This window comes from Rhizobium brockwellii (genome assembly GCF_000769405.2).
GTDB classification, from domain to species: Bacteria; Pseudomonadota; Alphaproteobacteria; order Rhizobiales; family Rhizobiaceae; genus Rhizobium; species Rhizobium brockwellii.
Genome location: NZ_CP053439.1, coordinates 1,219,154 through 1,232,179, shown reverse-complemented (window position 1 = coordinate 1,232,179; position 13,026 = coordinate 1,219,154). Strand labels below are relative to the sequence as shown.

Annotated in this window: 10 protein-coding genes; 5 read left to right on the top strand and 5 right to left on the bottom strand. The window is 61.6% G+C overall.

Going from position 1 to position 13,026, the window contains the following annotated elements:
- Positions 1-41: 41 nt before the first annotated feature.
- From rnd to RLCC275e_RS06240, 3 genes are all read left to right on the top strand, one after another.
- Complete coding sequence (rnd, locus tag RLCC275e_RS06250) at positions 42-1,187, top strand: ribonuclease D (protein WP_033180405.1); 1,146 nt, start codon at positions 42-44, stop codon at positions 1,185-1,187.
- A gap of 180 nt (positions 1,188-1,367) precedes the next feature.
- The gene (locus tag RLCC275e_RS06245) at positions 1,368-2,429 is read left to right on the top strand and encodes an adenylate/guanylate cyclase domain-containing protein (RefSeq protein WP_033180406.1); all 1,062 of its coding nucleotides are present in this window, start codon (positions 1,368-1,370) and stop codon (positions 2,427-2,429) included.
- 105 nt (positions 2,430-2,534) lie between these two features.
- Complete coding sequence (locus tag RLCC275e_RS06240) at positions 2,535-3,893, top strand: esterase-like activity of phytase family protein (RefSeq protein WP_033180407.1); 1,359 nt, start codon at positions 2,535-2,537, stop codon at positions 3,891-3,893.
- A gap of 309 nt (positions 3,894-4,202) precedes the next feature.
- On the opposite strand, the gene ppx is transcribed toward RLCC275e_RS06240, so the two are convergent.
- From ppx to RLCC275e_RS06220, 4 genes are all read right to left on the bottom strand, one after another.
- Positions 4,203-5,723: an exopolyphosphatase gene (gene ppx, locus RLCC275e_RS06235; protein WP_033180408.1), complete on the bottom strand. Its 1,521-nt coding sequence runs from the start codon at positions 5,721-5,723 to the stop codon at positions 4,203-4,205.
- Positions 5,724-5,735: 12 nt separating this feature from the next.
- A complete protein-coding gene (locus RLCC275e_RS06230) occupies positions 5,736-7,940 on the bottom strand; it encodes an RNA degradosome polyphosphate kinase (protein WP_012756866.1) in 2,205 nt (734 codons plus the stop codon).
- 65 nt (positions 7,941-8,005) lie between these two features.
- Positions 8,006-8,719, bottom strand: a complete 714-nt coding sequence (gene hdaA / locus RLCC275e_RS06225; protein WP_033180409.1) for a DnaA regulatory inactivator HdaA — start codon at positions 8,717-8,719, stop codon at positions 8,006-8,008.
- Positions 8,712-9,836, bottom strand: a complete 1,125-nt coding sequence (locus RLCC275e_RS06220) for an AI-2E family transporter (protein ID WP_033180686.1) — start codon at positions 9,834-9,836, stop codon at positions 8,712-8,714. The genes hdaA and RLCC275e_RS06220 overlap by 8 nt, the downstream gene beginning before the upstream one ends.
- Before the next feature lie 245 nt (positions 9,837-10,081).
- On the opposite strand from RLCC275e_RS06220, the gene purM reads away from it, so the two are divergent.
- Positions 10,082-11,155, top strand: coding sequence for a phosphoribosylformylglycinamidine cyclo-ligase (purM, locus tag RLCC275e_RS06215; protein ID WP_130681928.1), 1,074 nt, complete (start codon positions 10,082-10,084; stop codon positions 11,153-11,155).
- A complete protein-coding gene (purN, locus tag RLCC275e_RS06210; RefSeq protein ID WP_033180410.1) occupies positions 11,152-11,823 on the top strand; it encodes a phosphoribosylglycinamide formyltransferase in 672 nt (223 codons plus the stop codon). The genes purM and purN overlap by 4 nt, the downstream gene beginning before the upstream one ends.
- Here purN and RLCC275e_RS06205 read toward each other — a convergent pair.
- Entirely contained in the window at positions 11,820-12,989 is a 1,170-nt protein-coding gene (locus tag RLCC275e_RS06205; protein WP_033180411.1) for an alpha-D-ribose 1-methylphosphonate 5-triphosphate diphosphatase, read from the bottom strand. The two genes, purN and RLCC275e_RS06205, sit on opposite strands and share 4 nt — an antisense overlap.
- Positions 12,990-13,026: the final 37 nt, after the last annotated feature.

Sequence of the window (13,026 nt, the reverse complement as noted above, 5' to 3'; positions counted from 1 at the left end):
AAGGAAGGTTTAACCGACCTTTTCCTTGCGAATGAAATGATATGATCGAAACCACCGCCGATTTGGCGGCCGCCTGCAAAGAGCTGGCCAAGTCCGACTTCATCACCATCGACACCGAATTTCTGCGCGAAACGACCTTCTGGCCGGAGCTCTGCCTGATCCAGATGGCAAGCCCGACGACGGAAGTTCTCGTCGATCCGCTGGCCAAGGGCATCGATCTCGCCCCCTTCTTCGAGCTGATGGCCGATACGAAGGTGCTGAAGGTCTTTCATGCGGCGCGCCAGGACATCGAAATCATCTTCAATCGCGGCAATCTCATTCCGCATCCGATCTTCGACACGCAGGTCGCCGCGATGGTCTGCGGCTTCGGCGACAGCGTATCCTATGACCAGTTGGTCAGCCGCATCAAGAACGTCCACATCGACAAGTCGTCGCGCTTCACCGACTGGAGCCGCCGGCCGCTCTCGGACAAACAGCTGGATTATGCCCTGGCCGACGTCACCCACCTGCGCGACGTCTACCTGTCGCTGAAGGCGGAACTCGATCGCGAAGGCCGCACCTCTTGGCTCTCCGAGGAAATGGACATTCTCGAGTCGCGCGAAACCTACGACATGCATCCCGACGATGCCTGGCAGCGGCTGAAGATGCGCCTGCGCAAGCCGCAGGAGCTGGCGATCCTGAAATATGTCGCCGCCTGGCGCGAACGCGAGGCGCGGGCCCGCAACGTGCCGCGGTCGAGGGTGCTGAAGGATGATGCGATCTACGAGATCGCCCAGCAGCAGCCCAAGGATACCGAGGCGCTCGGCCGTCTGCGCACCATTCCGAAGGGTTGGGAGCGCTCGACTTCCGGCGCAGCAGTCATCGAGGCCGTCAACACCGCTCTTGCTCTTCCGAAGGCCGATATGCCGCATGTGCCACGCCAGGCGCAAGCGCCCGAGGGGGCCGCTGCTGCCGTCGAATTGTTGAAGGTGCTGCTGAAACTGATTTCGGAAAAACACGGCGTGGCGCCGAAGGTGATCGCCAACAGCGAGGATCTCGACAGGATCGCCGCCGAGGGCGAGAAGGCCGAAGTCGCTGCCCTGCACGGCTGGCGGCGCGATCTTTTCGGCGAGCCGGCACTGCAACTGATCCAGGGCGCGATCGCTCTGCGCTTCGTCGACCGGAAGGTCGAAACCGTCAGCCTCTGAGGCGACTGCATCACGCCTTAAATCGACACGATTTAAGGATAGATCATGCAGCCATTCAAAGTGCTACAGCGTCCTTTGTGGCTCTCGAAAAGACGCGCGGCGCTGTAATTTCGAATTCGCTTGACGGTTTTTTCCGGCCTGAAACAATGGCGGGAAGAAACATCACGGCGCAGAGGCGGCATGCGGGAAATATCTCCGACACAGAATTGGATCCTGATCACGATCGTCCTTGCAGCCAGCGGCGTCATCTATGATCTGATGTTCTACTCCAATCAGACGCCGGTTATCGGGGCGATCTTCGCACTCTTCATCGGCATGCCGATTCTCGCCTTCGAGCGCAAGGTGCTGTTTCGAGCACTCTACAGGCGCATCCAGAAGCTGCCGACTTTCGCCTTCATCATCACCGAGCTGCTGATTTACGAAATCCTGATGAGCATCGGCTTTGCCTGCGCCGGCCTGCTGCTCTGGTCGCTCGGCATGCTGAAGCCGGCGTCGCTCCTCGACCTCGTCATCATGCCGTTCGAGGTCTTCCTCTATGCGCTAGCGGTCTGCACGATGCTGATCTTCGTCTTGCGCGTGCGAGAACTGCTTGGTCGTGAAGTTTTCCTCAGCATGCTCATCAGCCGGTACCGCAATCCGGTTAGGGAAGAACGCGTCTTCCTGTTCATCGACCTCGTCGATTCGACGGCTTTTGCCGAAAAGCACGGCGACCTCAGAGCGCAACAGCTGCTGAGCTCGCTGTTTGCGACCTTCGCCGAGCCCGTCAGACGCCACAAGGGTATGATCAACGACTATGTCGGCGATGCAGCGATCATCACCTGGCCACTTGCCCGCGGCGTCAAGAATGCGCGCTGCGTGCGCTGCATCTTCGATATCCTTGCTGATATCGAAGCCAATGCCGCCGGCTGGCGGAAAAATTACGGGCAGGTGCCGAAGCTCCGCGTCGCCCTTCACGGCGGCGAGATCATCACCGCCGAAATCGGTGTCGATCATCATAAGATCAGCTATTTCGGCGATACGGTGAATACCACCGCCCGGCTGGAGGCGCTCTGCCGCAGTCTGAACCGATCGGTTTTGATCTCCACCGAGCTTGCCCGGCGCATGAACTTTCCCGACGACATATCCTGCGAGGATCTCGGCACCCACGCCGTGAAGGGACGCGGCCAGGCGCTCGGCGTCATGGCGCTTTCCTCGCGCGCGGTCACCGTGTTGAACACGCCGGCGGTCATTCTGCACGGCTGAGTACGGTCTGACCTCACGTCACCAAAGCTTCACCCAACCGTCAATTCGCTGACACGGAAGCCCTGCTAAGCGGAAGGCCTTTGCAATCCGTTCCACGGGGATATTATGAAGAACGTCCTTTTTGCTTCCGTATCGCTTTTCATCCTGGTCGCCGGCTCCGCTTCGGCCGACCAGCAGCAGTTCCCGGCCAAGCTCGCCGGCCAGGCGATCCTGCCAGCCAACACCATGGTTCCGGCTCCCGCCGATGCCCCTGATTTCCTCAAGCACGCCGGCAAGTTTACGACACCGGACCGCAAGCGCACCGAAGCGCTCGGCACCGTTCCCGGTAAGGACGGCGCCCGCATCACCGATCTGAAGCTTCCCTTCGACGGCCAGCCGATCCAGGGTTTCTCCGGCGTCAAGACGATGACCGACGGAACCTTCTGGACGCTCTCAGACAACGGCTTTGGATCGAAGTCCAACTCGTCGGACTCCATGCTCTTCCTGCATCAGATGAAGTTCGACTGGGCCGGCAACAAGGCTGAAGTCGTCAAGAACCTCTTCCTCTCCGATCCCAACAAGATCGCCCCGTTCCCGATCGTGCTCGAAGGCACCGACACGCGTTATCTCACCGGTGCCGACTTCGACATCGAATCGATCCAGCCGGTTGCCGACGGCTTCTGGCTCGGCGACGAATTCGGCCCCTACATCCTGAAATTCGACACGTCAGGCCGACTCATCGACGTCATCCCGACAACGCTCGACGGCAAGCCGGTGCTTTCGCCCGACAATCCGCTTCTCTCGGTTCCGGCCAACCCGGCCGCCAAGATGCCGGTCTTCAATCTGAAGCGCTCCGGCGGCTTCGAAGGCCTCGCCATGTCGAAGGACGGCACCAAGCTCTACGGCCTGCTCGAAGGCGCCATCTACAAGGATGACGGCACGGTGGAAACGGTCGACGGTCACACCGCCATCCGGGTCATCGAATTCGATGTCACTTCCAAGAAGTGGACCGGCCGCAGCTGGCTCTATCCGTTCGAGGACAAGGGTGTGTCGATCGGCGACTTCAACATGCTCGACGACACGACCGCTCTCGTCATCGAGCGCGATAACGGCGCCGGCACCACGGACAAGGCCTGCGCCGATCCGAAGCAGCCGAAGCCGGATTGCTTCGAGGCCCCGGCCGCGCTGAAGCGCGTGTACAAGATCGAGTTCAACGACGCCAATGTCGGCAAGGCCGTCCGCAAGATCGGCTATATCGACCTCCTGAACATCCAGGACCCCGACAACAAGAAGAAGGCCGGCAGCAAGGACGGCGTCTACGACATGCCGTTCGTGACGATCGAAAACGTCGACCGCGTCGACGCCACGCACATCATCATCGGCAACGACAACAACCTGCCCTTCTCGGCCGGCCGCGCCGTCGACAAGGCCGACAATAACGAGTTCAGCCTGCTTGAGGTTGGCGAGTTTTTGAACGCGAAGTAATTCGAGCGTGATGTGAGATAGAGAGAGCGGTGCGCAGGCGCCGCCTTTTTCGTTGACGCTGTGCCGTGTGTGCCCCCCTCTGCCCTGCCGGGCATCTCCCCCACAGGTGGGGAGATGACAAGTGGCATGGCTTTCGCGCATCTTGACCGTCAAGCCAAGCTGAACCGCTGAGTGATTGGGGACACCATTGCGCCCAGCCAATCTCCCCACCTGTGGGGGTCCGAAGGACGGGTCGAGACGCGTGGCTCGACCCCGGGCCGCCCGGCAGGGCAGAGGGGAGGTGTACGGCACAATGGCCGCAAATCAGACCTATTCGAACCGAAACGCCAACCGCTTGTTCGTCAGCTTCGACAGCTGCTGCAGGCGACCGTCCAGGCGTTCGCCGGCGAAATCGCGGTACTCGGGAGGCACGACGAATTCGAGGTCGAGGTCCGGGCTCGATGATTTGCGGAAGGTCAGGTTCTTGACGATGCCGGGCATCGAGGCTGAGAAGAGGTAGACGACGCGCAGCATGCCGCCGAGCAGCTTGGCGCGCTCGATGAGCTGCGGCGTGGCGATCTGCGCCAGCTGACCGGTGGCGCCGTCGTCATGCAGGCCTTCGAAACGGTAATAGTTGGAAAGCGCGATGAAGGCACGGCCGGGATGACTGATGCCGACGAAGGAAGAGTGAGCGATGACGTTCAGCGCCTGCAGACCGCGATAGTCAGGATGGGCGCGCCAGCTGATATCGGCCAGCAGACAGGCGGCCTGACGGTAGCGGCTTTCCTCTTCGGTTTCCTGGATGCCGAAGAGGGGCATCATGCGGCCGGTCCATTCCGCCAGCTCGCGGGCATGCTCCGGCGAACGGGCACGCAGGATCGCCAGTTCGCCGGCGGCGGCAAGCAGCGGATCGGCGCGGCGCTCGGCCTCCGACAGCAGCGAATAAAGATATCCCTCGCGCACACCCTGCGCCGAAAAGGAAATCAGCGACGGCTTCATCGCACTCAGCACTTCCTTCATGGCGACGGCGCCGAAAGGCAGCAGCGAACGGCGGTGCTTGGAAACTGCCTGCAGCGCCGGCTCCCTGGAGTCGCGCGCGGTCACCACCTGGTCGAGGAACTGCATCATTGCTTCGAACGACACCTCATAACCCTGCATCATGTGCAGCGGATAATGGGTGATTTCCATGTGCAGCTTAGCGATGTTTCGCCAGGTGCCGCCGACAGCGTAGAAGGTGCGCCCCTCGCCTTTCGACAGCAGCTTTGCCGTCTTCAACTGCTTGCGGGCAAAGGTCTGGGCCTTGGAGAGCGACCCGCCGGCATATTCCGACAGGCGCAGGCCGCCGAGCGGCAGCGTGATGCCCTTGCCGAACTCCTTACCCTTGATATCGATCAGCTCCAGCGAGCCACCGCCGAGATCGCCGGCAATGCCGTCAGGATTGTAGAAACCGCTGATGATGCCGAGCGATGCGAATTTCGCCTCCTCCTCACCGGAGAGCACGCGGACCTTGCGGTTAAGGATGGTTTCCGCCTGATGGATGAAATCGGGACCGTTGCTCGCCTCGCGCGCGGCCGCCGTCGCCAGCACATACATGGTGGCAGCGCGCGCCTGGTCGGACAGAGCCTTGAAACGGTGCAGCGCCGCCAGAGCCCGGTTGACGCTCTCTTCGTCCATTTTGCCGGTGAGAGCGACGCCCTTGCCGAGGCCGCAGAGGACCTTTTCGTTGAACAGGACGGTTGGCGAACGGGACATGCCTTCGTAGACGACAAGACGAATCGAATTCGATCCAATATCGACGACGGAGACCGGGGCGATCCCCGGAAGGCGCCCCTGGGCTTCAGATTCAACCATTTAGGTCCAGTATTACTTGTTGTTGCGGCCTTCGAGCAGGCCGGCGATCAGCTTCGGCGCACTGGATTTCAGAGCTTCACCACGGCCCGACAGGCTCGGATTGGTCATGAAATACTGCTGCGCATTGAACGGTTCTTCGCCCCTGCGCACTTCCATGCGTCGCGACGTACCGTCGGGCAATATCTCGTAGCTTTGTTGATTGTCAATCACGTTGCCGAGCATAATCTGTGACAAGACCTGCTCGTGAACGGTCGGATTCGTCAGCGGAACCATGGTTTCGACGCGGCGATCGAGGTTTCTCGGCATCATGTCGGCCGAGCCGATGTAAACCAGCGCTTTGTCGGACGGCAGGCCGTGGCCGTTGCCGAAGCAGAAGATGCGGCTGTGCTCGAGGAAGCGGCCGACGATCGACTTGACGCGAATCTTTTCCGAAAGGCCGGGCACCTGCGGGCGCAGGCAGCAGATGCCGCGCACGACGAGATCGATCTCGACGCCGGCATGGCTGGCGCGATAGAGCGCATCGATGATGTCGGGGTCGACAAGCGCGTTCATCTTCATCCAGATCGCCGCCGGCGCACCGTTCCTGGCGTGCTGGATCTCTTCCTCGATGTGGCGCAGGATGCGCGGGCGCATCGTATAGGGCGAGATCGCAAGCTGCATGCCCTGCTCCGGTTCGCCGTAGCCGGTGATGAAGTTGAAGATATTAGCCATGTCGTGGGCGATGACCGGATTGCAGGTGAAATAGGAAAGATCGGTATAGATCTTCGCGGTGATCGGGTGGTAGTTGCCCGTTCCGAGGTGGCAATAGGTTCGCAGCTTGCCTTCCTCGCGCCGAACGACCATCGACATCTTGGCGTGGGTCTTGAGCTCGATGAAGCCGAAGACGACCTGCACGCCGGCACGCTCGAGATCGCGCGCCCAGCGGATGTTCGCCTCTTCGTCGAAGCGGGCCTTGAGCTCGACCAGCGCCGTCACCGACTTGCCGGCTTCGGCGGCGTCGATTAGCGCGCGGACGATCGGGCTGTCGTTGGAGGTGCGATAAAGCGTCTGCTTTATCGCCAGGACATCAGGATCGCGCGCAGCCTGGAGCAGAAACTGGACCACCACGTCGAAAGATTCGTAGGGGTGGTGGACGACCATGTCCTTTTCGCGAATGGCGGCGAAGCAGTCGCCGGCATGCTCGCGGACGCGCTCGGGAAATCGCGCATTGTAGGGCGCATACCTGAGATCCTCGCGCGGCGCCTTGGTGATCTCGGACAGGGTGTTCAATGCCAAAAGGCCTGGCAAAACGGCGACGCGATTATCAGGGATATTGAGCGCCTGAACGACGAACTGACGCAGCGACGCCGGCATTTCCGAGTCGGTCTCGATGCGGATGACCTTGCCGCGACGGCGCCGCTTCAGCGCTGTTTCGAAGAAGCGGACGAGATCCTCGGCCTCTTCCTCGACTTCGATATCGCTGTCGCGGATGACGCGGAACGTACCGGAGCCCTGCACCTCGTAACCCGGGTAGAGCCGATGGATGAAGATGTTGGCGACATCTTCCAGCGTGATGTAGCGAATGGTGTTTCCATCATCCGGCAGACGAACGAAGCGGTCGAGCGCCACTGGCAGGCGCAGCAGCGCCGTCATCGGCTCGCGGCCGTTCTTGCTGACCAGCTGCAGACCGATCGAGAAGCCGAGATTCGGAATGAACGGGAACGGATGGGCGGGATCGATCGATAGCGGCGTCAGCACCGGGAAGATCGCCTGTTCGAATTCGGCGGCCAGCCATTGGCGGTCGGCATCGCTCAAGGCGCCGGGACGCACGATCAAGATGTCTTCCTTGGCGAGATATTGCTGCAGCACGGCGAGCGAGGCCTGCTGCTCCATCTGCAGATGGTCGATCTCCTGCAGGATCGAGTCGAGCTGCTCGGCCGGCGTCTTGCCGTCGGGGCTGCGGATGACGATGTTCTGACGCACCTGACCCTCGAGGCCAGCGACACGCACCATGAAGAATTCATCGAGGTTGGCGGCGGAGATCGACAGGAAGCGGACGCGCTCGAGCAGCGGATGCTCGGTATTCAAAGTCTCTTCCAGAACACGGCGATTGAACTGCAGCCAGGAGAATTCCCGGTTGATGAAGCGTTCGGGGCTCTTGAGCAGCTCTTCCAGCGGGGGGACGTTATCGTTGATCTCAGGAGTAAGTTCCTGCTGTTCTGCGACTGCACTATCCATGGTCCGCTTACCCCGTTATCAACCGCAAAGGCAATTATATCAGTTTGACGACGGAACTGTGACAGTCAATCGGCCGGTTCCGAATTTCCCAATTCATTCAATACTTCGGCAGCAAGAGACCGGGTGATTTTCGTGCCCCGCGACAGGGCCAGCCGGTCAAGCCTTTCGACGATCGTCTGGGCCGCGTTCAGCGACCGCTCCATCCTGACAACGATATAGAGCACGAGTTTATCATCTATATAAAGCTGCCGGTCGGCAAAGAGCTTGACGATCACCTGCGACAACAGCGTCTCATCGGGTTCGCCGATCTCGACGACGGTTGCCGCTTTCAGGCGCGAGCGCAGATCGGGCAGCAAAACCGGCCACGACATCGGCCAGAGGCGGCTGGTGATCAACAGGCTGGTGCCGTTTTCGCGCACGCTGTTGATGACGTGGAAGAGTGCATTGTCGTCGAAGCCGAGGCGGTCGGCGTCCTCGAACAGCACCGGGCCGGCAGCGGCGGCAACCGCGGCGTCCGAGCCAAGTTCGGGATGGATGTCGACGGCGCCGCTTAATTCCCGCCAGATGCGGGCGAGATGCGATTTTCCCGAACCGACGGGACCGGCGAGCACGACGACCGGCGATGGCCATGCCGGCCAAGCATCGACGATCGAAACGGCAGCGGCAAGACGTTCCGAGATGAGCAGGTCGTCGCGCCCGCTTGCGGCATCGTGCGAAAAGACCAGCGGCAGCTGCTCTCCGGCCTTGTGCTTCGGATCAGCGTTTTTCACGTCATTCATTGGGAACTGATTTCGTCTTCCGGGCGCGGCCACTTGGCGACCCGCCAAAATAAAGATCGCTCTGAAGGTAGCGTGAAAGCGCGAAACGAACAAGGACGCCGACGGCCGCCGCCGCCGGCACGGCGACCAGAAGCCCTACGAAACCGAAGAGCGCGCCGAAGGCAAACAGCGCAAACATCAGCCAGACCGGATGCAGGCCGACGCTGGAGCCGACGAGCTTCGGCTGCAGAATGTTGCCTTCCAGGAACTGACCGCTGAAGAAGACGACGAGCACCAGGCCGATCCAGGGATAATCGGGCCAGAACTGCACAAGCGCCACGCCGATGGCGAGCACGAGACCGACCATCGAGCCGACATAGGGAATGAAGCTGATCATGCCGGCGAAGAGGCCGATCAGCAGGCCGAAATTCAGCCCGACGAGAGAAAGACCAACAGCATAATAGATGCCGAGGATGAGGCAGAGCGAGCCCTGGCCACGGATGAAGCCGGCAATCGCCTGGTCGATCTCCTTGGCGATCTGGCGAACATCGCTGACATAATCGCGCGGGATCCACTGATCGACCTTGGCGACCATGCGGTCCCAATCGAGCAGGATGTAGAAGGCGACGACGGGGGTGACCACGAGCAGCGATATGACGTCGACGATCGCCTTGCCGGAATTCCAGATCTGCGCAAAGAGCCCGGTGAGGAAGCCCATGCCCTCCGACAGGATGCCGGAGAGATTGTCCTTGATCGCGCCCATCTGGTTCTCGACCCAGTCTGGCAGCAGCGAATTCTGCGCCTGCGTGATGAACTGCTGTAATTGGCTGATATAACCCGGCAGACGCTGAGCAAAATCGTTGAACTGGCTGATGAGCACCGGAATGAGGATCATCAGCGCAAGCGTGAAGACGATGACGAAGGCGACGAGAATGCCGATGGTCGCCATCATGCGGCTCAGTCCCAGGCGTTCAAGCCGGTCAGCCACCGGATCAAGGAAATAGGCAATCGCCATGCCGGCGATGAAGGGCAGCAGGATCGAGCTGAAGACATAAAGGAAGACGATGAAGAAGACGAGCACTACCAGCCAGAAGAAAATCTGACGCTTGAGACTGTTGCCGCTGACATGCTGTGGCATCGCTTCCCCGCTGATCACTCGCCGTCGCCAAACGCCGCATCCGATCCGAAGCGGCCATTCAGCACATAGGATGCAGGCGCAAAGATGGTCAACCCTGTCGCGCCAAATCCCCGAAAGGCCGGAGGAAGACGCGGGAAATTGGGGGCTTTTGCCATGCAGCGCTTGCATAAAAGCCCCTGTCATGCAATTGCGACCGGCAGATGACGCGGCACGTTTGCCGCCTGAAATAGCCATCGGAGACCAGCATGAGCCAGTCTGGGAAAAACGGCCTGACATATAGCGACGCAGGCGTCGACATCGATGCCGGAAACCTCCTCGTCGAGAAGATCAAGCCGGCGGTGCGCTCGACGCGCCGTCCCGGCGCCGACGGCGAGATCGGCGGCTTCGGCGGGCTCTTCGACCTCAAGGCCGCAGGCTTTACCGATCCGGTTCTCGTCGCCGCCAATGACGGCGTCGGCACCAAGCTGAAGATCGCAATCGATGCCGACTATCACGACACCGTCGGCATCGACCTGGTCGCCATGTGCGTCAACGATCTCGTAGTGCAGGGCGCCGAGCCGCTGTTCTTCCTCGATTATTTCGCGACCGGCAAGCTCGACCCCGACCAAGGTGCGGCCATCGTCGGCGGCATTGCCGCCGGCTGCCGCGAGGCCGGCTGCGCGCTGATCGGCGGCGAGACGGCCGAAATGCCCGGCATGTATTCCTCCGGCGACTACGATCTCGCCGGTTTTGCCGTGGGTGCGGCCGAACGCGGCAAGCTCCTGCCATCAGGCGATATCGCCGAGGGTGACGTGATCCTCGGCCTTGCCTCCTCCGGCGTCCATTCCAATGGCTTCTCGCTGGTGCGCAAGATCGTCGAATTGTCCGGCCTCGATTGGAGTGCCGCCGCACCGTTTGCCGAAGGCAGGAAGCTTGGCGAAGCGCTGCTCGAGCCGACGCGCATCTATGTGAAGCCGCTTCTGAAGGCGATCCGCGAGACCGGTGCCATCAAGGCGCTGGCGCACATCACCGGCGGCGGCTTCCCGGAAAATATTCCGCGCGTGCTGCCGAAGCATTTGGCGGCAGAGATCGATCTTGCCGCCGTCCAGGTGCCGCCGGTGTTTTCATGGCTCGCCAAGACGGGTGGCGTCGAATCCAAGGAAATGCTGCGCACCTTCAACTGCGGCGTCGGCATGATCGCCGTCGTCGCCGGTGAGAACGTCGCGGCGGTTTCCGCGGCACTCGAAGCCGAGGGCGAGACAGTTATCACGCTCGGCCGCATGATCGCCCGCGACGAAGGCGCTGCCGGCACGGTCTACAAGGGCACGCTTGCCATATGAGCTCGCCGCGCAAACGCGCCGTCGTCTTCATATCAGGCAGCGGCTCCAACATGATGGCGCTGGTTGCGGCGGCGAAGGCAGCCGACTACCCGGCCGAGATTGTCGGGGTGATCTCCGACAACACGGATGCCGGCGGGCTTGCCAAGGCCGCCGCCGAAGGTATTGCCACCTTTGCCTTTCCCCGTAAGGACTATGCCAGCAAGGATGCGCATGAGGCGGCGATCTTTTCGGCGCTCGATGAGCTTTCGCCCGACATTCTCTGCCTGGCAGGCTATATGCGGCTGCTGACGGCGACCTTCATCCAGCGTTACGAAGGCCGGATGCTCAACATCCACCCTTCCCTGCTGCCGCTATTTCCCGGCCTGCACACCCATCAGCGGGCGATCGACGCCGGCATGCGGATTGCCGGCTGCACAGTGCATTTCGTCACCGAAGGCATGGATGAGGGGCCGGTGATCGGCCAGGCAGCCGTACCTGTTCTTTCTGGCGACACGGCCGAAAGCCTTGCCGCGCGTGTGCTCACCATCGAACACCAGATCTATCCGCAAGCCTTGCGGCTCTTTGCCGAAGGCCGTGTGACGATGGAAGGCGGCAAGGCCGTCGGCGCGGAGGCTTCGACCGCCGCACCCAAGACCCAGCTTATTTCGCTGATCGGCGACCGCGCTTAAGCCGCCAACGCCCTTAACGGATGCAGCGTGCCGTCGCTGTAGACGAAGCGGCCGGCGCGGAACGTCGCGCGGATCCGGTGGACATCGCCGGGCTCGACCACGACAAGATCAGCGCGCTGGCCGACGGCGATCTCGCCGCGATCCGACAGGCCGGCGGAGCGGGCCGCATTGCCGGTCGCCATGGCAACGGCTGCCGGCAGGCCGCCTTCCACCATGTCGGCAAGCTTGAAGATGCCGGGCACGAAGGCAGCCGGATGATAATCGGCAGCGATGACGCTCAACAGGCCGGCCCTTGCGGCATCCAGCGCGCTGAGATTGCCCGACATCGACTGGCCGCGCAGCGCGTTCGGCGCGCCCATCAGCGTCCAGAGACCGCGGCGGCGCGCCTCCTCGGCCGCAGGCGCAGTGACCGGAAACTCGCTGATGGTGACGCCAAGATCGTGCATCTCGGCGACTTTTTCGACGCTGTCATCGTCATGCGAGGCAAGCGACAGCTTGTGCTTCAGCGACAGCGCGACGATCTCCTTCAGCTTGGCCTCGATGTCAGCATTGTTGCGCATGGCGATGCGCTTGGCGACGATCTCCGCCGCCATTTCCTCGGAGATGGCGCGGCGCTCGGAGATGCTACGGATGTAGCTTTGCAGGTTGTTGTACTGGCCCTGACCCGGCGTATGGTCGGTAAGCGAAACCATGTCGATCTGATCGGCATTCAGCAGGCGTTCGAGTGCAGGCGCTGCGCCGACATTGGTGATCTCGTAACGAGCGTGGACGCGGTGGTCGATCAGCAGATCATCACGCAGGCGGTTGATGCCTTCGATCACCGCCGATGTCGTCTCCAGCGAGCGGACGTGGCCGTAGACGCTTTCGGTCGCAAAGGAGACGGCGGCAAACGCCGTCGTGACACCCGCGGCGGCAAGCTTCTTGTCGAGTTCGTGGATGCCGAAATCGATCGGCATCGTCGCGTTCGGCCGCGGGGCGATCTCGCGCTCGATCATGTCGCCGTGGAGATCGACGAATCCCGGCATCAGCAGCCGTCTGCCGCCATCGATGGCAGCACCGGCGACCGGCTCCGGCCGGATCTCCGCGATGACGCCACCCTCAACACGCACGGAACCTTCACTCACCACCTCGTTTGGGAGAACGAGGGTGAAATTGCTGAGCCACATGGGCTTTCTCCTGACCGCATCCGATGATTGACAAACC

Excerpts from the sequence above, each read along its gene's own strand:
- purM (WP_130681928.1), top strand. The coding sequence starts at position 10,082 with ATGAGCCAGTCTGGGAAAAACGGCCTGACATATAGCGACGCAGGCGTC.
- hdaA (WP_033180409.1), bottom strand. The coding sequence starts at position 8,719 with ATGAATGACGTGAAAAACGCTGATCCGAAGCACAAGGCCGGAGAGCAG.
- ppx (WP_033180408.1), bottom strand. The coding sequence starts at position 5,723 with ATGGTTGAATCTGAAGCCCAGGGGCGCCTTCCGGGGATCGCCCCGGTC.
- RLCC275e_RS06230 (WP_012756866.1), bottom strand. The coding sequence starts at position 7,940 with ATGGATAGTGCAGTCGCAGAACAGCAGGAACTTACTCCTGAGATCAAC.
- RLCC275e_RS06205 (WP_033180411.1), bottom strand. The coding sequence starts at position 12,989 with ATGTGGCTCAGCAATTTCACCCTCGTTCTCCCAAACGAGGTGGTGAGT.
- RLCC275e_RS06240 (WP_033180407.1), top strand. The coding sequence starts at position 2,535 with ATGAAGAACGTCCTTTTTGCTTCCGTATCGCTTTTCATCCTGGTCGCC.
- RLCC275e_RS06245 (WP_033180406.1), top strand. The coding sequence starts at position 1,368 with ATGCGGGAAATATCTCCGACACAGAATTGGATCCTGATCACGATCGTC.
- RLCC275e_RS06220 (WP_033180686.1), bottom strand. The coding sequence starts at position 9,836 with ATGCCACAGCATGTCAGCGGCAACAGTCTCAAGCGTCAGATTTTCTTC.
- rnd (WP_033180405.1), top strand. The coding sequence starts at position 42 with ATGATCGAAACCACCGCCGATTTGGCGGCCGCCTGCAAAGAGCTGGCC.
- purN (WP_033180410.1), top strand. The coding sequence starts at position 11,152 with ATGAGCTCGCCGCGCAAACGCGCCGTCGTCTTCATATCAGGCAGCGGC.